Source organism: Amycolatopsis nigrescens CSC17Ta-90, assembly GCF_000384315.1.
Classification (GTDB): Bacteria; Actinomycetota; Actinomycetes; order Mycobacteriales; family Pseudonocardiaceae; genus Amycolatopsis; species Amycolatopsis nigrescens.
Window position 1 is genome coordinate 8230426 of record NZ_ARVW01000001.1, and the last position, 17782, is coordinate 8248207.

Sequence of the window (17782 nt, forward strand, 5' to 3'; positions counted from 1 at the left end):
TGAGGGTCAAGTCCCTTCCGGCACGGTCACCGGAAACGACGCCGCCCACATCGCGGCGAGTCCCTCGCTGAGCTCCTCCGGGGTCGGCGCGCCGTCGGGGTCGAGCAGCCACTGCACGGACAGGCCGTCGCAGACCGCGATCACGAAGCTCGCCACCGCACGGCACCGCGGGTCCTCCGACGACGAGCCGTCCCCGAGCGACTGCGCGACCAGTGTCGCGACCTTCGCCCGGCACCTGCGGTACTGCTCGGCGAACTGCTCCCGCAGCGGCACCGAGCGCTCGGCCTGCGCCAGCGCCTCCATATAGGACAGCAGCAGGTCGCGCCGGACGGACAACGTTCTCAGCGTGGTGGTCCAGGTGAGGTGGCCGCGCTCGATCGGTGACGCGGTCGGGTCGGCCATCGCGATCTCGGCCAGGTATTCGAGCCATTCTTCGAAAGCCTCGCCGATCGCGGTGTTCAGCAGGCCGGCCTTGGAGCCGAAGTGGTAGCCGATCGAGTGCAGGTTGGTATCGGACGCCTTGACCAGATCGCGCGCGGTGATGTGCGCGTAGCCCTTTTCCTCCAGCAGCCGTCGTGCCGCGGCGAGGAGATCTTCCCGGTGACCCACCCGGTCAGCATAGAGCGCGGGTTGACAGCCGCATTACACACTCGTATAAATCGGAACGTGCCCACGAGCCGCTAGGAGTCACGCCGATGACCGTCCGAGCTCCCCACTCCCGCACCGGTCGCCCGACCACCGCCCGGCCGCCGGGCCCGCGCCTGCCGGTCGTCGTGCAGAGCCTGCTCTTCGGCCTCTACCGCCACCGGCTGATGCCCCTGCTGCAACGCCGGTACGGCTCGGTCTTCCAGCTCCGCATCTACCCGGAGCGCACGGTCGTGTCGATCTCCGAGCTGGACCAGATCAAGGCCGTGTTCAGCGGGCCGTCGACCACCTTCCACGCCGGCGAGGGCAACATCATCCTCAAGCCGCTGATGGGCGACCACTCGGTGCTGCTCACCGACGAGGACGTGCACCTGCGCGCCCGCAAGCTGCTGATGCCCGCCTTCCACGGCGCGGCGCTGCGCGGCTACCGGGACATGATCACCGAGCTCGCCACCGAGGAGGTGCAGCGGTGGACGCCGGGCGTCCCGTTCCGCTCGCACGACCGGATGCACGCACTCACCCTGGAGATCATCCTGCGGGTGGTCTTCGGCGTGTCCGACGGCAGCAGGCTGGACGAACTGCGCGGGCGGCTGGCCGAGGTGGTGGACATCAACCCGATCGACATCCTCGGCTGGCACGCCCCGAGGCTGCAGCGGTTCGACCCGTGGCGCCGCAACCTGCGCAACCAGCGCCGGGTGGACGAGCTGATCTACGCCGAGATCGCCGAACGGCGGCGGGCGCCGGACCTGGAGGCACGCGGCGACGTGCTCTCCCGGCTGCTCACCGTCCCCGGCGAGGACGACCAGCTCACCGACGCCGAACTGCGCGACCAGCTGATCACCCTGCTGCTGGCCGGGCACGAGACCACCGCGACCGCACTGGCGTGGGCGTTCCACGAGCTGGCCAGGAACCCGGCCGTCCTCGCCACCGCGACCGAAGCTGCGGACGGCGAAGACGAGAAGTACCTGGAAGCGACCGCCAAGGAGTCGCTGCGGCTGCATCCGGTGATCACCGAGGTGGCCAGGAAGCTGACCGAGGACATCGAACTCGGCGGCTACACCATTCCGGCGGGCACCACGGTGCTGCCGTCGATCATGCTGGTGCAGGGCGATCCGGCGCATCACCCGGACCCGGCCTCGTTCCGGCCAGAGCGCTTCCTCGACGGCGGGCCCGACACCGGCACCTGGCTACCCTTCGGCGGCGGCGTGCGCCGCTGCCTCGGTGCGGGATTCTCCTTGCTGGAGGCCACGATCGTGCTTCAGGTCGTGCTGTCGCGGTTCCACCTGTCGCCGGACAGCGCGCGGCCAGAGCCCGCGCGCAACCGCAACATCACGATGGTTCCCGGCCGGGGCGCGAAGATCTTGGTTACCCGGCGCAACCATTCGTAACCGAACAGAGATGTGATCCGGGTTACAAATCCTCCCTCAGGCCGGATATTCCTCAAGGGCCGCTTTTTCCGGCGATGAAAGAGGGTGGCTGTAATGACGCAAGCCGACAGCGGAGGAACCACCGGCAGGTACCTGGTCCTGCTCGAAGACGATTCGGCCGCGCAGGGCGCGGCGACCATGGCCAGGGTCGCCGGACTGCGGGCGGCGAGCACCGCGGACTTCACCGATGCCTCGGCGGCCGATCTGTTCGGCGATTCGGACGGCCTGCTGCTGCACGATCTCGGCGTCGCCGTGATGAACGCCGACTCCGACCAGGCCGACGCACTGACCAGGGCCGCCGGCGAAGACGGCCCGATCTCCTTTGTCGAGCTGGAGCGCAACGTCTTCGCCATCGAGACGGCCGAAGCCGCCCCGCAGGCGAACCCGGTGGACGAGAGCGTGTTCACCTGGGGGCTGCAGGCGGTCGGCGCGCCGGACTCCAAGGCCACCGGCGCCGGCATCCGGGTCGCCGTGCTGGACACCGGCTTCCACGTGGCGCACCCGGACTTCGCCGGGCGCACCGTGGTGACCAGCTCGTTCATCAACGGCGAGGACGTCGAGGACGGGCACGGCCACGGCACCCACTGCATCGGCACCTCCTGCGGGCCGCGCGACCCGGAAACCAAACCCGGCTACGGGCTCGCCTACCAGGCCGAGATCTACGCCGGAAAGGTGCTCAGCAACGCCGGTTCCGGCACCGACGGCGGCATCCTGGCCGGCATCTCCTGGGCGATCAGCTCCGGCTGCGCGGTGATCTCGATGTCCCTCGGCGCGGCCGCCCAGCCCGGCCAGCCGTTCTCGCCCACCTTCGAACGAGTCGCCAGCCGGGCGCTCGCACAGGGCACGCTGATCGTGGCCGCGGCCGGAAACGAGAGCGAGCGCGCGCAGGGCCGCATCGCACCGGTCGGGCACCCGGCGAACTGCCCGTCGATCATGGCCGTCGGCGCGATCGACTCCGCCGCCGCGATCGCGGACTTCTCCTGCGGCACGGTGGACAACGTCGGCGCGGTGGACGTGGTCGGCCCCGGCGTGGACGTCCACTCGAGCTGGCCGATGCCGACCAGGTACCGGCGGATCAGCGGCACCAGCATGGCCACCCCGCACGTGGCCGGGATCGCCGCGCTCACCGCGCAGCAGTACAACGCACGGGCCTGGGAACTCTGGGCCAGAATGAGCCAGCACGGGCGCCGGCTGCCGCTGTCGTCCACCGATGTCGGCGCGGGCCTGGTGCAGGCGCCGTAGGCAGAGCGGAGGGAGATCCCGGTGGAACCGGAGCAGAAGGTGATCGTCTCGGTCGCCGAAGACCGGCTCGACACGCTGCCCGAGGTGGTCGTCGCACTCCGGGCCGCCGGGATGAAGGTGGACGAGGTGCTCGAACCCCTCGGCACGGTGACCGGGTCGCTGGGTTCGGGCACCGTCTCCGCGCTGGAGTCGGTGCCGGGGGTGGTGGCCGTCGAGCGGCAGCACGGCTACCAGCTGCCGCCAGAGGACCAGCCGCAGTAGCTACTTGCGGCGGCGCAGGTAGTCGCCGACCACGGCGGCGCCGAGCCCGTCCAGATCCGGGGCGACCACCCGGCCGCCGGACCGGCGGGCGATGAGGTCGACGAAGGCGGTCAACCGCTCCTCGTCGCCGAGCCGGAACACGGTGACCGCCGCGCCGAGCTTGGCCAGCCGGTCCACCTCGGCCAACGTCCGCTGGATGGTCCTCGGCTGCGGCGGGTAGCTGAACTCCGCCGAGCCGTCCGACTCCAGATGCGCGGTGGGCTCGCCGTCGGTCACCAGCAGCACCACCGGCTGCGCGTCCGGATGCCGCCGCAGGTGCCGTCCCGCCAGCAGCAGCGCGTGGTGCGCGTTGGTGCCCTGTTCCCAGGTGCCCTCCAGGCCGACCAGTTCGTCCAGCTCCACCGGCATCGCGTGCCTGCCGAAGGTGATCAGCTGCAGGGCGTCGTTCCGGAACCTGGTCGAGATGAGCTGATGCAGGGCGAGCGCGGTGCGCTTCATCGGCAGCCACCTGCCCTCCTGCACCATCGACCAGGAGGTGTCCACGCACAGCGCCACCGCGGCCCGGGACCGGTGCTCGGTCTCCACAACCTCCACATCGGACACGTCCAGCCGCACCCTGCCGCCGGATCCGCCGGAAGCGGTGCGCAGCACGGCGTTGCGCACGGTCCTGGACACCTCCCACGGCTGGGTGTCCCCGAACAGCCACGGCCTGGTCGCGCCGGTCGGCTCACCCGCCGAGCCGGCCGACTCGGTGGCCCGCTGCCCGGTCTTGCCGCGCAGCGAGTTGATCACGTCCGCCAGCGCGGTCTCGCCGAGCCGACGCAAAGCCTTGGGGGACAACCGCAACGAGCCGTCCGGCGCCCGCTCGAACAGCCCCTGCGCGCGCAACTCGCGGTCCAGCTCGGCCAGCCGCTTGGCGTCCACCCCGGCGTCCGCGCCGAGCTGCCGTTCCAGCGACTCCAGGTCGATGTCCTCCAGCCGGGCACCAGGGTAGGACTGGGCCAACTGCTCGGCGAGTGCGTCCAGCTCGGCCAGGTCGGACATCGCCCGCGCGCCGGCGCCGAGGCCGAGCGGATCGTCGCCGCGGAACCTCCCCGACGAGGACCAGTCCTCGCCAGGCCGCAGCCCGCGCAGCTGTTCGTCCAAAGTAGACAGCTGCTGGGCCAGCCTCGGGTCGCCGAACGCCTGCTGGGACAGTTCGGCCAGCTCGGCGCGCTGCTCCGGCGACATCGAGTTGAGCATCCGCTGCGCGGCAGCCGCCCTGGCCGCGAGCACATCGATCAGCTCGTCCACGGTCCTCGGGTTCTCCGGGAAGTACTCGCCGTGCCGGCGCATGAACTCGGCGAAGCGCTCGTCGATGTCGGAGAACCCCTGCGCGTGCGCGTTGAGCAGCGCGTTGAGATCGGCCAGCATCTGGTTGATCCGCTCCACGTCCTCGGGACCGGCGTTGCGGAGCGCGTCCTTCATGCCTTCGAACCGGGCGTCGAGCAGCTCCTGCCCCAGCAGCTCCTGGATCTTCTGGTAGTTCTCTCTGCCCTGTTCCGAACGCCACTCGTACTCGGCCAGCTCGCGTACCGAAGCCGCCGTACCTGCCGGCAGCGCGTCCAGCATGGCTTCGGAGAACCGCGCGTCGTCCGACGGATCCGGGAACAGGGCCGCCCGCTCGGCTTCCAGCGCTTCGTCGAGCAGCTGCCGGACCTCCTGCAGCGTGCCATCCAGCCGGTGCTGCCGCTGGATCTCCGCGCGCCGCTGCCAGACCCGCCTGGTCAGCTCGTCCAGGCCGGCGGTGTTGCGGGTACCCCGGCGAAGCAGCTCCTCCAGTGCCGAACGCGGGGACGAGCCGCCCAGCACGTCCTTGCCGATCTCGTCCAGCGCGTCCCGCAGGTCGGCCGGCGGCGCCAGCGGATCCGGCCCCTCGTGCCACGGGCCGTAGGAGTATCCCTCCGGTAACGAGGTCACGGCCCGTACACCGTGGAGTTCTCGTCCGAATCCTTGGCCAGCCGCCTTGCCAGGTACAGCGACTCCAGTGCCAGCTCGACCGCGGCCGCGATCCGGCCCGGCGAATCGGTGGCGGACACCCCGGCCCGCTGCGCGACCTCGTGCAGCACCGGCAGCTCCGGCAACGCGGACAGCACGTCCTTGCCCGGCACCCGCTCCCCGGTGGCGACCAGATGCCCGTCCGCCACCGCGTCGCTGAGCGGGCCGAGGTCCAGTCCAGCGAACCGGTCGCGCGCGGTCTCCGCGATCGCCCGGCGCAGCAGGTGCACCAGGTGCTCGGTCTCCCTGCCCTCCTCGCCGGGCTCGAACTCGATCTTGCCGCGCAGCACGGCCGGCACCGCGTCCAGGTCGACCGGCCGCGCCACCGCGGGCTCCTCGCCGGTCAGCGCCGAGCGGCGCAGTGCCGCCGCGGCAACGGTTTCCGCGGCCGCCACGGCGAACCGCGCGGAAACCCCGGACCGCTGGTCCACCACGTTCGCGGTGCGCAGGTTGCGCACGAACCTGGCCAGCACCTCCAGCAGCGGGTCGCCGACCTCGGCGACCAGGCTCGCCTCCTGGCGCACCACATCGACCTCGGCGGACACGTCCAGCGGGTAGTGCGTGCGGATCTCGGCGCCGAACCGGTCCTTGAGCGGGGTGATGATCCGCCCGCGGTTGGTGTAGTCCTCCGGGTTCGCGGTGGCCACCATCAGCACGTCCAACGGCAACCGCAGGGTGTACCCGCGGACCTGGATGTCGCGCTCCTCCATCACGTTGAGCAGCGCCACCTGGATCCGCTCGGCGAGGTCGGGCAGTTCGTTGATCGCCACGATGCCCCGGTGCGCCCGCGGGACCAGTCCGAAGTGGATGGTCTCCGGGTCGCCGAGGCTGCGGCCCTCGGCCACCTTCACCGGATCGACGTCGCCGATCAGGTCGCCGACCGAAGTGTCCGGGGTGGCCAGTTTTTCGGTGTAGCGCTCGCTGCGGTGCAGCCAGCTCACCGGCAGTTCGTCACCGAGTTCGGCGGCGCGGCGGCGGGACGCCGGGGTGATCGGGCCCAGCGGGTGCTCGGCCAGCTCGGAGCCTTCGAGCACCGGCGTCCACTCGTCGAGCAGCCCGGTCAAGGTGCGCAGCAGCCGGGTCTTGCCCTGGCCGCGCTCGCCGAGCAGCACCACGTCGTGCCCGGCCAGCAGCGCGCGCTCGAACTGCGGCAGCACGGTCCTGGAGAACCCGACGATGCCGGGCCACGGGTCCTTGCCGGCCCGCAGTGCGGCGAGCAGGTTGTCGTGGATCTCGGTTTTCACGCCACGCGCGGTGTAGCCGGCTGCGCGCAGCTCCCCCGCCGTGCGGGGAAGGTTCGCTGGTGCGGAGTTCACCCTTGTCACGCTACTTACCGTCCTGCCGATCGTCGACGTGGAGCAACTCCAGCACCGGCGGCGCTGTCAATGAAACGTGCCCAGTCCGACGCCCCGCCCCACGCGAGGCCGTCTCCCCGTACCCTGGAGCGTCGTGTGCTGTCCGAGTGCGACTCTCGCCGTGTGGTCCTCAGCCTGGCTGCACGGTGCCGCCGCGTCCGATGACGCCCTTGACGCCCTGCTGGCCTGGGGCGAAGCCCATGAGGTGGTGGCCGGTGACGACGCCGCGGCGGAGCGGTTCGACCTGCCGCCGTCCGGCCGCCGCCCGGCGACCCCGGTGCAGCTGCTCGCCGCGCTGCGGGCCAACGGGGCGACCACCGCGCAGCTGGTGCTGCCGGTGCCCGGCGACGTCCGCGGCCTCGGCGGTGGCGGCCCGTTCACCGAGGCCGCGCTGCGCACCGGTGAGGCGGTGCTGTTCCCCGAGCTCGGGTACGGGGTCACCCCGCTGCCGATCGCGGAAGGCCTATGGCGCTGGACCGTCTACCGGCTCGCCACCCCGGCACCGCCGGAGTACACCGGGCTCGCCGAAGCCGAGCACGCGCTGACCGACGCGATCAGGGACAGCGCGGGCGCGCTGCAGACCCTGGACGTGGCCAGGGAGCGGCCGGGCGTGCGCGCCGAACTGTCCGCCCGGCTGCGTTCCTCCCCCCGGCTCGACTGGCCAGGCGGCACCCCCGGCCGTTCCCTGCGGGTGCTTCAGCGGGCCGAAGAGATCGGCGCGATCCTGGCGCTGGCGAACGCCGACGATCCCGGCGGCGCGCTGTCCGCCTCCGCCGCTCTGCAGCGCGCGGACGCGCTGCGCCCGCTGGCCGACGCCATCCGCGCGGCCCGCCGCGCGGCGGTGAACGAGGCCGTCCGGGTGTTCGCGGACCAGGCGGACCGGACACCCTGACCAGGAGGCCGTAAAGATGAGCAGCCCGGCCCCCGCGCCTACGGTCAGGGAAATCGACCCGGAACGCCTGTTGCTGCTGCCCAGTGGCGACGGTGTGTTGCGGCCGTACCTTCCCCGTGACGTCGACGCCGAGCTGGACCGGTCGCTGAGCACTCCCGGCGCGGTGGTGATGATCGGGTCGGAACACTTCGCCGGTGCACGGCGCAGCGCCTACGAAGCCCTGCTGAGGAACCGCCCGGACGCGGTCCTCCAGTTCAACCTGAGCGACCTGCCGGGGGTGTCCGCCTCCACCGAGGAAACGGTGCTGTGGCTCGACTACCACGGTGCCGGCCGCGGCGCGCTCCAGGCGGACCTCGAGCTGATGAAGCAATGGCGCGGCGGCCCGCATCTGCTGCTCGCGCTCACCAACGACGAGAACCTCCGCGACCTGGTGGACCGGCAAAGCCTGGCCGACCTGAATCCGCACCTGGTCTGGGTTCGCCGTGAACTCACCACTCACGAGCAGGCCGAGCTGGCGGATCGCGGTCTCGAAGCGCAGACGGTCGAGCAGTTCTTCAACGCCGTGGACGGCCGCGACCCCGCCGAGTTCGCCCCGTCCGGCGGCCACTCCGCCGGCTACCGGGCGGACACCGACACCGGGAACGACCGGCTTGGCCTCGCGGCGGACGTGCGCATGCTCGCCGATCTCGTCGCGTCCCGGCAGATCCGGCCGCCGCTGTCCATCGGCATCTTCGGCAACTGGGGCTCCGGGAAGAGCTTCTTCATGCGGCAGATGAACGAGCGCGTGGAGCAACTGGTCAAAGCGGCGGCCGAAGCCGAGCAGGACACCGAGCGGCGGGGACCCTCGGTGTCCGCCTACTGCGCCTCGGTCCACCAGATCACGTTCAACGCCTGGCACTACACCGAGGCCAACCTCTGGGCCAGTCTGGCCACCCAGCTGTTCGACCACCTGGCCGCCGGCAGCTCGGAGGACGACCTCGAGCGACGCGCGAGGAAGCTGGCCGAGCAGCGCACCGAGCAGGACTCACTGCAGCAACGGCTCAGCTCGGTCCGGGTGGAGCGGACGATGCTGACCGCGCAGCTGAACCGGCCGTCGACCGGGAAACCCGGCGACCAGGCCAAAATCGCCGCCGCGGTGCTGCGCACGGTGGTCGAACAGGGCTGGCTGACCGACCGGCAGGATCCGGCCGCCGCCGACGCCGAGGAGTTCGTCGCCGAGGTCACCGGGCTGCGCGCGGAGGCAAGGAACGCCTGGCGGCTGCTGAAGGACGACCTGCCCGCGAAGATCATGGCCGGTGTCGGACTGCTGGCGACCGTAACCCTCTTCGTGGTCTCACGGACACCGCTCTGGCCTTTGGTGCTGGCCGCGCTGACCCTGCTCGGCCCGCTGGGCAGGGTGGCGTACAAGGTGCGGGAGTCGGTGGCAGCGATCCGCGGTGTGCTCGAAGGCAAGGAGGCCCAGCGGCGCGAACCCATCGAGTCCAGGCTGACCGAACTCGCGGTGGAGCAGGAAAAACTGGAACGGGCGGTCGCCGAGCTCACCCCGATGGACGACCTGGCCACCTTCGCCGCGTCGCGCGGCGCTACCCAGGACTACCAGCAGCACCTCGGCGTGGTGTCGCTGATCCGCCGCGACCTGGAGACGTTCGCGGCGATGCTGGACGCGGACCGGAAAGCCACCAAGGGCGAGCGCGGCCCGGAACGGATCGTGCTCTACATCGATGATCTGGACCGGTGCCCGCCGGACGTGGTGATCAAGGTGCTGGAGGCCGTGCACCTGCTGCTCGCGCTGCCGGTGTTCACCATCGTGGTCGGGGTCGACGCCAGATGGCTGCTCCGGGCCATCCGCGAGCACTACTCGACCATGCTCGACGGCGGCCCCGGCTCCCCCGATGGTGCTCTGCAGTATCTCGAAAAGATCTTCCAGATCCCGTTCATGCTGTCCCCGATGAACGAGACGGGCTTCGCCCAGCTGATCGCCGATCTCGGGCGGGCCGAGGACACCGACGAAGCTCCGGTACCACCGGGCGGACGGTCGATCACCGAGACTCTCGCGTCGAAACCCCCGCCCGCACCGGCGGCCACCACCTCGGCGCCCACCACCGCTGAGCCCGCCCAGCCGGCCGCCAAGCCCCGGCCGACGGTGGACCTGCGGCCAAGGCAACTCGCCATCACCCAGCACGAGCTGGACTTCCTGGCCGGCCTTGCCTCCCTGGTCCCCTCGCCCCGCGCGGCCAAGCGGCTGGTCAACCTGTACCGGCTGTCGCGGGCCAGGCTTTCCAGCGCGGAGCTGAACGCGTTCCTGGCCGGGAACGCACCGGAGGCGGCCTACCGTGCCGTGCTCGTGCTGCTCGCGGTGCTGGTCGGCCCGTCCGGGGAGGCTTCGACGTTGTTCCAGGCCATCGACGACGCACCAGCGGAAGCGAACTGGCCCGGGCTGCTGGACCGCCTGTCCGCGGACGGCAGCGCGCTCGCCGGCGAACTCGCCGGACTGCCCGCGCTGCGGGAAATGCCCTATTCGCTGGACACCTACCGCAACTGGCTTCCGCTCGTCGCGCGCTTCTCCTTCACCGTGCGGTAAAGGCGGACTTCAGCGCGTCGAGGCCGGGCGTTGCGCGGGTGCGCAGCAGCCGATCGCGCAGACATCGCCGTTGAGGGTGCAGCCCGCCCCGGGAAACTCGGACAGCTTGCGCGGCGACGCCGCGTCGAGCTGCTCCCGGACCAGCTCCACGACGAGCTCGGCGAACCTGGCGTCAGTGCCGGGAGTGGCCGCGCGGGCAAAGCCCATGCCCAGCTCCGCGGCGCGTTCCGCCGCCTCGTTGTCCAGGTCCCAGATGACTTCGAGGTGGTCGGAGACGAACCCCACCGGGCACACCACCACCGCGCGCACCCCGTCCGCGTACAACGCGTCGACGTGGTCCACGATGTCCGGCTCCAGCCAGGGCACCTGCGGCGGGCCGGACCGGGACTGCCACACCACGTCGTACTCGGCGATCCCGGCCTCGGCGGCGACCAGGCGGGCCGCCTCGGCGATCTGCTTCGAGTAGCGCCGACCGCCCTCCTCGGGCGGGCCGGACGCGCGATCCGCGCTCTCCGGCACCGAGTGCGCGACGAACACCGTGCGGGCGTTCTCCAGCCCGGCGTGCGCGGTCCGCACCGCGTCCGCGAAGGCGCCGACGAACAACGGATGGTCGAAGAACTGGCGCAGCTTCAGCAGATCCGGCGCGCTCTCGCCGACCGCGGCCCTGGCCCGCTCGATGTCCTCGTCGTACTGCCGGCAGGCGGAGTAGCCGCCGTAGGCACTGGTCGGGAAGACCAGCGCCCGCCGCACCCCGTCCGCGGTCATCTTGGCCACGGTCTGCTCGACCATCGGCTGCCAGTTGCGGTTCCCGAAGTACACCGGCAGGTGGATGCCCTGCGCGGTGAGCTGTTTCTCCACCGCGGCGATCGCGTCGCGGTTGAGCTGGTTGATCGGCGAGACCCCGCCGAAGTGCTGGTAGTGCTCGGCTACCTCGGCCAGCCGCTCTGGCGGCACCCCCCGGCCCCTGGTGACGTTCTCCAGGAAGGGCATGACCTCGTCCGGACCTTCTGGGCCACCGAAGGACAGCCACAGCAGCGCGTCGTAACTCACCCCGTCATCTTGCCGTTGTGGCCGTGCGCACGCTGAGCCGGGCCATTTTGCATCGAGCAGTCCAAAACGTGCTACGGTCGCCGCATGGCAAGACCACGGGAGTTCGACGAGCAGCAGGCCGTGGACAGGGCGATGCACACCTTCTGGCTGAACGGCTACCAGGCGACGTCCACCGAGGACCTGTGCGCCGCCACCGGACTCGGCCGCAGCAGCATCTACAACACCTTCAGCAGCAAGCACGAGCTCTTCGTCCGCGCGCTGAAGCACTACTTCCGCACGGCCACCGGACGCTGGCTCGAGTTGCTGGCGGAACCCTTGCCCGCCAAGGAGAAGGTCCGGCGGATGCTGGCGCAGGTGATCGAGGACGAGGCGCTGAACCCCGGCCGCGGCTGCCTCGCGGTGAACACCGTCACCGAGCTCGCCCGGCGCGACGAGTCGATCCGGAAGTTCGTGCGCCAGGACTTCGACCAGCTGATCGACGCGATCAGGGTGGCCATCGAAGCCGGCCAGCGCGACGGCGAGATCGACCGCGGCAAGGACGCCCGCTCGCTCGCCGAGTTCGTGCACGGCACCGTCGGCGGCCTGCGCCTGATGTCCCAGTCCGGGGCCGGCCGGACCGCGATGAGCAACGTGGCCGAGGTCGCCCTGCTCGCGCTCTAGAACTCCGCCCGTGACCACCCGAGCCGGTTGCCGCGCTCATTTTGAACTGACCGATCCATAATCGACCACTGGGAGACCCGATGCCCCTCGCCGTGTACGTGCTCGGCCTGAGCATCTTCGCGCTCGGCACCTCGGAGTTCATGATCTCCGGGCTGCTGCCGTCCATCGCCACCGAGCTGGCGGTCAGCATCCCGGACGCCGGGCTGCTGATCTCCGCCTTCGCGATCGGCATGGTGATCGGCGCGCCACTGCTCGCCGCTGCCACCCTGCGGCTGCCCCGGAAGGCCACCCTGCTCGCGCTGCTCACCGCGTTCGGCCTCGGCCAGGTGGCCGGCGCGCTCGCCCCCGGCTACGGCCCGCTGTTCGCGTCCAGGGTGATCAGCGCGCTGGCCTGCGCCGGCTTCTGGGCGGTGGCCGCGGTGACCGCGATCAGCCTGGTGCCACGCGACCGGCGCGGCCGCGCGATGGCTGTGGTGACCGGCGGGCTGACCGTCGCGAACATCGTCGGCGTGCCGGCCGGCACCTTTCTCGGCCAGCACGCCGGCTGGCGCGCTGCCTTCTGGGCGGTGGCGGCGCTGTCCGCACTCGCGGTCGTCGGGCTGACCCTGTTCGTGCCGGCCACCCGGCAGGCGGCGGACCAGCGGCCACGGCTGCGGGTGGAGCTCGGGGTGTACCGCGACCGCCGGATCTGGCTGGCGCTGGGCATCACCGCGTGCAGCTCGGCGATGATCTTCGGCACCTTCAGCTACCTCGCGCCGTTGCTGATCGACGTCACCGGGCTGCCGGACGGTTCGGTGCCCGCGGTGCTCGCGCTGTTCGGCCTCGGCGCGCTGATCGGCATCACGGCGGGTGGGCGGCTCGCCGACGCGCATCCGCTCGGCACGCTGTACGTCAGCACCGGGGCCGCGGTGGCCGCACTCGCGGTGCTCGCGCTGGCCGCACCGAGCGCGCCGGTGACCGTCGCCGCGATCTTCGTGCTCGGCGTCGCCGGGTTCGCGGCCAACCCGGCGCTGAACATCCGGGTGTTCACCCTGGCCGGCAACGCACCCACGCTCGGCGGCGCCAGCAACACCGCCGCCTTCAACGTGGGCAACACGACCGGACCGTGGCTCGGCGGCCTCGTCATCGGCGCCGGGCTCGGCTATCCGAGCGTCGCGGTGGTGAGCGCCGTGCTCGGCGTGGTCGCCCTGGCCGGGCTCACCCTCGCCACCGCCGTGCAGCGCCGTGACGACCGCGCGGCCGGCCAGCCGGTGCTCACCGCAGCCTGAAAAACCCATCACAGCAAGGAGAAACGCATGCCTGCGAGCACCCGCGAAGTAGTCACCGAGTTGTTCGACCGGCTCGAAGCCGGCCGGCTGGACACCGTCGGCGAGCTGTTCGCCGAGCAGGTGGACTGGGACATTCCCGGCGCGACCGAACTCGTCCCCTGGATCGGCCGCCGCCGCACCCGCGCCGAAGCGGCCGAGTTCTACGCCGGCTTCACCGGCTACATCGACCGGGAGGTCTTCGAGGTCGAGCGGATTCTCGTGGACGGCGAGGAAGCCGTGGTGCTCGGCCACCTGCGGTCCATCGTCCGCGCCACCGGCAAGGTGATCGAGACCGCCTTCGCATACCGGCTCACCGTCCACAACGGACAGATCACCCGCTACTTCATGTTCGAGGACAGCTGGCGCGTCGCCGAAGCCGCCCGCTGACCCGGAATGCAGCGAAGGCCACCTTGCCTGCGTTGAACGCAGGCAAGGTGGCCTTCGCTGCGTCGGAGTTACACGCCGAGGGCGTGCACGCCGCCGTCGACCCAGATCATCGAGCCGGTGGTGGCGGGCAGCCAGTCCGACAGCACCGCGCAGACGGACTTGGCCACCGCGGTCGGGTCGGAGCTGTCCCAGCCCAGCGGCGCCCTGCCGTCCCAGCCTTCTTCCAGCTCGTTGAAGCCGGGGATGGACTTGGCGGCCATCGTCTTCATCGGACCGGCCGTCACCAGGTTCACCCTGATCCCACGCGGCCCGAGGTCACGGGCGAGGTAGCGGTTCACCGACTCCAGCGCGGCCTTGGCCACGCCCATCCAGTTGTAGACCGGCCAGGCGACCCGCGCGTCAAAGTCCATGCCCACAATGGACGCACCTTCGCTCAGCAGCGGCAGGGTCGCCACCGCCAGCGACTTGAACGAGAAGGCAGAGATGTCCACCGCGGTGGACACGTCCGCGCTCGGCGCGTCCAGGAACGGGGCGCCGAGGCAGGTCTGCGGGGCGAAGCCGATCGAGTGCAGCACGCCGTCGAGACCGTCCACATGCTCCCGGACGCGATCGGCCAGCGAGTCGAGCTGCTCCTGGTTCTGCACGTCGAGCTCGAGCACCGGGGCTGGCTCGGGCAGCCGCTTGGCGATCCGCTCGACCAGTGAAAGCCTGCCGAAGCCGGTGAGCACCACCTGCGCGCCCTGCTCCTGGGCGATCTTGGCGGCGTGGAACGCCAGCGACGCCTCGGTGATCACGCCGGTGACCAGCAGCCGCTTGCCTTCGAGCAGTCCGGACACATGTCCTCCAATTACGGGTATCGAAGTTTCTGGGGAAAGTTAAGGTCAGTGGCCCATGCCGAGGCCGCCGTCGACCGGCAGCACCGCGCCGTTGACGTACGCGGCCTCCTGCGAAGCCAGGAAGCGCACCACACCGGCGATCTCCTCGGGCTCGGCGTAGCGGCCCGTCGGGACCTGGGCGAGGATCTCCTTCTTGCGCTCCTCACCGAGCTCCTCGGTCATGTCGGTGCGCACGAAGCCGGGCGCCACCACGTTCGAGGTGATGTTGCGCGAGCCGAGCTCCCTGGCCAGCGACCTGGCGAGACCGACCAGCCCGGCCTTGCTCGCCGCGTAGTTCAGCTGACCGGCCGAGCCGCTCAGGCCGACCACCGAGGAGATGAAGATGAACCGCCCCCACTTGCCCTTCAGCATCCCCCTGGAGGCGCGCTTGGCCACCCGGTAGGCGCCGGACAGGTTGGCGTCGACCACCCGGGTGAACTGGTCCTCGCTCATCCGCATCAGCAGCGTGTCGTCGGTGATGCCGGCGTTGGACACCAGCACCTCGACCGGGCCCTGGTGTTCCTCGACCAGCTTGTACGCGGCGTCGACCTGCTCGGCGTCGGTGACGTCCGCCTGCACTCCGAACAGTCCTTCCGGCGCGCCGGAGCCACGGTGCGTGACGGCCACCTTGTGTCCCTGCGCTGCCAGGTCGCGGGCGATCGCCAACCCGATGCCGCGATTGCCCCCGGTAACCAGTACGGACCGTCCCACGTAGCACTCCTCGTTCTGCCGCTGTCCTGCCGCTGCTGACACGCCTGAGGTTATCGGTTCGCATCATCGTCACCCGACTCGGCGCCGCCCTACCCAGGGGTAACGCGAGTTTCCTAAGCGACTGTTAGGAAGTCCGCCGTTCCCTTGAATCGGTGACGCGCACTCCTCATCGTGACCGGAGACACAGGAGGGTCAACGATGACTATCAGGATCGCCGAGACGGCACCGGCGAGCGAGAAACGCGTGATCGGCAACGTGCTGCGCGGCTCGGTCGGCAACTTGATCGAATGGTACGACTGGTACGCCTACGCCGCGTTCAGCATCTATTTCTCGAAGGCCTTCTTCCCGCAGGGTGACGAGACCGCGCAGTTCCTGAACACCGCCGCGATCTTCGCGGTCGGTTTCCTGATGCGGCCGCTCGGCGGCTGGATGCTCGGCCGGTTCGCGGACCGCTACGGCAGGCGGACCGCGCTGGTGCTCTCGGTTTCGATGATGGCCTTCGGCTCGCTGCTGATCATGTTGACGCCCGGCTACAGCACCATCGGTGTCGCGGCGCCGATCCTGCTGGTGCTCGCCAGGCTGCTGCAGGGCCTCTCCGTCGGCGGCGAGTACTCGACCTCGGCCACCTATCTGTCCGAAGTGGCCTCGCCGGGCAAGCGCGGCTTCTACTCCAGCTTCCAGTACGTGACGCTGACCGCCGGCCAGCTCACCGCGCTCGGCCTGCAGATCGTGCTGCAGCAGATGCTCACCGAGGCGCAGCTCTACTCCTGGGGTTGGCGGATCGCGTTCGGCGTCGGCGCGCTCGCCGCGGTCGCCGTGATGTACCTGCGCCGCGGCATGGACGAGTCGGAGAGCTACCAGCGCGAGTCCGGCGAGACGAAGGCCGGCGCCGGCGACCGGGGCACCCTTCGCGCGCTGCTCAAGCACCCGAAGGAGGTCGGCCTCGTGGTCGGCCTCACCCTGGGCGGCACGGTGGCCTTCTACACCTACACCACGTACATGCAGAAGTTCATGCAGCAGACCTCGGGCATCGAGACGTCCACCGTCACCTGGATCAACTTCTTCGCGCTGCTGGTGTTCGTGATCCTGCAGCCGATCGCGGGCAGGCTGTCCGACCGGATCGGACGGCGACCGCTGCTGCTGTTCTTCGGCATCGCGGGCACCGTGCTGACCGTGCCGCTGCTCACCGTTCTTTCGCACACGTCGCAGCCGGTGCTGGCCTTCCTGCTGATGACCGGCGCGCTGGTGATCGTCACCGGGTACACCTCGATCAACGCGATCGTGAAGGCCGAACTGTTCCCGACGAAAATCCGGGCGCTCGGGGTCGGCCTGCCCTACGCGCTCACCGTCGCGATCTTCGGCGGCACGGCCGAGCTGATCGCGCAGGCATTGCGGAAGTCCGGCCACGAGTCGGTGTTCTTCTGGTACGTGGCGGGTTGCATCCTGGTTTCGCTGATCGTGTACGGCACAATGCGCGAGACCTCGAAGAGTTCCGAACTGGAGAAGGGCTCTTCGGCCGCCTCGCAGTGAGGGTTATGCACTATCCAGTCGACGGGGGCCGCCCGGAGGGTGGCTCGCGGCGGCTGGATGCAGGTGACGCATGGACGGTAGGTGCACCTGCGGCTGTGCATAACGCTCACTTTGGTTAACACAGTAGAAAGGTGTGGCCGTGCGCGTGCTGCTCGTCGAGGACGACGAAGGGGTCGCGGATGCGCTCGCGGAGTCGTTGCAGGCGCGCGGCCACACCGTCACGCACGTCGCCAGGGGTGACGACGCGCTGACCCGGCACCGGGACGCCGACCTGGTGCTGCTCGACCTCGGCCTGCCGGACACCGACGGGCTGGAGGTACTCCGCAAGATCCGGCAGGTCTCGCCGGTGGCCGTGCTGGTGCTGACCGCCCGCGACGACGAGCGGTCCGTGGTGCGCGGCCTGCGTCTCGGCGCGGACGACTACCTGTCCAAGCCGGTCCGCCTCGCCGAGTTGCTGGCCAGGATGGACGCCGTGCTCCGGCGCGCAGGCGCCCGCGGCGAACCGGCCGCCGACGTGCTGCGCATCGAGGACGTGGAGATCGACCTCGCGGCGCGGCGGGTGCTGGTGGCCGGCACCGACATCGGGCTGACCACCAAGGAGTTCGACGTGCTCGCCGTGCTGGCGGCCAGGCCGGGCACGGCGGTGAGTAGGCAGCAGCTGATGGACGAGGTGTGGGGCGACGCCTACCTCGCGGTGTCCCGCTCGCTCGACGTGCACCTGACCCAGGTTCGCGCCAAGCTCAACCGGCCCGGCCTGCTCGGCACCATCCGCGGCTTCGGCTACCGGCTGGGAGGCCCGCAGACATGATCCGTCCCGTTCGC

16 protein-coding genes are annotated in these 17782 nt (G+C 70.6%); 10 read left to right on the forward strand and 6 right to left on the reverse strand.

Annotated features, from left to right (window positions below; all coding sequences use genetic code 11):
- Window positions 1–6: 6 nt before the first annotated feature.
- Window positions 7–609, reverse strand: a complete 603-nt coding sequence (locus AMYNI_RS0138955; protein ID WP_020673551.1) for a TetR/AcrR family transcriptional regulator — start codon at window positions 607–609, stop codon at window positions 7–9.
- A gap of 86 nt (window positions 610–695) precedes the next feature.
- Between AMYNI_RS0138955 and AMYNI_RS0138960 the strand changes: the two genes are divergently transcribed.
- The 3 genes from AMYNI_RS0138960 to AMYNI_RS0138970 all read left to right on the forward strand — a co-directional run bounded on the left by AMYNI_RS0138960 (window position 696) and on the right by AMYNI_RS0138970 (window position 3575).
- Window positions 696–2033, forward strand: a complete 1338-nt coding sequence (locus AMYNI_RS0138960; protein WP_020673552.1) for a cytochrome P450 — start codon at window positions 696–698, stop codon at window positions 2031–2033.
- 93 nt (window positions 2034–2126) lie between these two features.
- Window positions 2127–3314 carry a S8 family serine peptidase gene (locus AMYNI_RS0138965; RefSeq protein WP_020673553.1) on the forward strand — a complete coding sequence of 396 codons (1188 nt, stop codon included), beginning with the start codon at window positions 2127–2129 and terminating at the stop codon, window positions 3312–3314.
- 21 nt (window positions 3315–3335) lie between these two features.
- Window positions 3336–3575 carry a hypothetical protein gene (locus tag AMYNI_RS0138970; RefSeq protein WP_020673554.1) on the forward strand — a complete coding sequence of 80 codons (240 nt, stop codon included), beginning with the start codon at window positions 3336–3338 and terminating at the stop codon, window positions 3573–3575.
- Here the strand turns inward: AMYNI_RS0138970 and AMYNI_RS0138975 are convergent, their stop codons facing one another.
- Window positions 3576–5534 carry a vWA domain-containing protein gene (locus AMYNI_RS0138975; RefSeq protein ID WP_020673555.1) on the reverse strand — a complete coding sequence of 653 codons (1959 nt, stop codon included), beginning with the start codon at window positions 5532–5534 and terminating at the stop codon, window positions 3576–3578.
- Entirely contained in the window at window positions 5531–6928 is a 1398-nt protein-coding gene (locus tag AMYNI_RS0138980; RefSeq protein WP_020673556.1) for a sigma 54-interacting transcriptional regulator, read from the reverse strand. The genes AMYNI_RS0138975 and AMYNI_RS0138980 overlap by 4 nt, the downstream gene beginning before the upstream one ends.
- A gap of 133 nt (window positions 6929–7061) precedes the next feature.
- Between AMYNI_RS0138980 and AMYNI_RS0138985 the strand changes: the two genes are divergently transcribed.
- Together AMYNI_RS0138985 and AMYNI_RS0138990 are read left to right on the forward strand one after the other, a co-directional pair.
- Window positions 7062–7859: a hypothetical protein gene (locus tag AMYNI_RS0138985; protein ID WP_026361480.1), complete on the forward strand. Its 798-nt coding sequence runs from the start codon at window positions 7062–7064 to the stop codon at window positions 7857–7859.
- Between the two features lie 16 nt (window positions 7860–7875).
- Window positions 7876–10440 (forward strand): P-loop NTPase fold protein, encoded by a 2565-nt coding sequence (locus AMYNI_RS0138990; RefSeq protein ID WP_020673558.1) that lies wholly within the window; start codon window positions 7876–7878, stop codon window positions 10438–10440.
- Window positions 10441–10449: 9 nt separating this feature from the next.
- Here AMYNI_RS0138990 and AMYNI_RS0138995 read toward each other — a convergent pair whose 3' ends face one another.
- The gene (locus AMYNI_RS0138995) at window positions 10450–11490 is read right to left on the reverse strand and encodes a ferrochelatase (protein ID WP_020673559.1); all 1041 of its coding nucleotides are present in this window, start codon (window positions 11488–11490) and stop codon (window positions 10450–10452) included.
- Between the two features lie 84 nt (window positions 11491–11574).
- Between AMYNI_RS0138995 and AMYNI_RS0139000 the strand changes: the two genes are divergently transcribed.
- The 3 genes from AMYNI_RS0139000 (at window position 11575) to AMYNI_RS0139010 (ending at window position 13844) form a co-directional block, all read left to right on the forward strand.
- Complete coding sequence (locus AMYNI_RS0139000; RefSeq protein WP_020673560.1) at window positions 11575–12150, forward strand: TetR/AcrR family transcriptional regulator; 576 nt, start codon at window positions 11575–11577, stop codon at window positions 12148–12150.
- A gap of 80 nt (window positions 12151–12230) precedes the next feature.
- Window positions 12231–13418 carry a Cmx/CmrA family chloramphenicol efflux MFS transporter gene (locus tag AMYNI_RS0139005; RefSeq protein ID WP_020673561.1) on the forward strand — a complete coding sequence of 396 codons (1188 nt, stop codon included), beginning with the start codon at window positions 12231–12233 and terminating at the stop codon, window positions 13416–13418.
- Window positions 13419–13445: 27 nt separating this feature from the next.
- A complete protein-coding gene (locus AMYNI_RS0139010) occupies window positions 13446–13844 on the forward strand; it encodes a nuclear transport factor 2 family protein (protein WP_020673562.1) in 399 nt (132 codons plus the stop codon).
- A 68-nt stretch (window positions 13845–13912) separates the two neighbouring features.
- Here AMYNI_RS0139010 and fabI read toward each other — a convergent pair whose 3' ends face one another.
- The gene (gene fabI / locus AMYNI_RS0139015; protein WP_020673563.1) at window positions 13913–14680 is read right to left on the reverse strand and encodes an enoyl-ACP reductase FabI; all 768 of its coding nucleotides are present in this window, start codon (window positions 14678–14680) and stop codon (window positions 13913–13915) included.
- A gap of 45 nt (window positions 14681–14725) precedes the next feature.
- Window positions 14726–15430 carry a beta-ketoacyl-ACP reductase gene (gene fabG, locus AMYNI_RS0139020; protein ID WP_020673564.1) on the reverse strand — a complete coding sequence of 235 codons (705 nt, stop codon included), beginning with the start codon at window positions 15428–15430 and terminating at the stop codon, window positions 14726–14728.
- 198 nt (window positions 15431–15628) lie between these two features.
- On the opposite strand from fabG, the gene AMYNI_RS0139025 reads away from it, so the two are divergent.
- Both AMYNI_RS0139025 and AMYNI_RS0139030 read left to right on the forward strand, forming a co-directional pair.
- Complete coding sequence (locus AMYNI_RS0139025; RefSeq protein WP_020673565.1) at window positions 15629–16960, forward strand: MFS transporter; 1332 nt, start codon at window positions 15629–15631, stop codon at window positions 16958–16960.
- A 133-nt stretch (window positions 16961–17093) separates the two neighbouring features.
- Complete coding sequence (locus tag AMYNI_RS0139030) at window positions 17094–17768, forward strand: response regulator transcription factor (RefSeq protein WP_084628583.1); 675 nt, start codon at window positions 17094–17096, stop codon at window positions 17766–17768.
- The last annotated feature ends 14 nt before the right edge of the window (window positions 17769–17782 follow it).

Excerpts from the sequence above, each read along its gene's own strand:
- AMYNI_RS0138960 (WP_020673552.1), top strand. The coding sequence starts at position 696 with ATGACCGTCCGAGCTCCCCACTCCCGCACCGGTCGCCCGACCACCGCC.
- AMYNI_RS0138965 (WP_020673553.1), top strand. The coding sequence starts at position 2,127 with ATGACGCAAGCCGACAGCGGAGGAACCACCGGCAGGTACCTGGTCCTG.
- AMYNI_RS0138990 (WP_020673558.1), top strand. The coding sequence starts at position 7,876 with ATGAGCAGCCCGGCCCCCGCGCCTACGGTCAGGGAAATCGACCCGGAA.
- AMYNI_RS0139000 (WP_020673560.1), top strand. The coding sequence starts at position 11,575 with ATGGCAAGACCACGGGAGTTCGACGAGCAGCAGGCCGTGGACAGGGCG.
- AMYNI_RS0139005 (WP_020673561.1), top strand. The coding sequence starts at position 12,231 with ATGCCCCTCGCCGTGTACGTGCTCGGCCTGAGCATCTTCGCGCTCGGC.
- AMYNI_RS0139010 (WP_020673562.1), top strand. The coding sequence starts at position 13,446 with ATGCCTGCGAGCACCCGCGAAGTAGTCACCGAGTTGTTCGACCGGCTC.
- AMYNI_RS0139025 (WP_020673565.1), top strand. The coding sequence starts at position 15,629 with ATGACTATCAGGATCGCCGAGACGGCACCGGCGAGCGAGAAACGCGTG.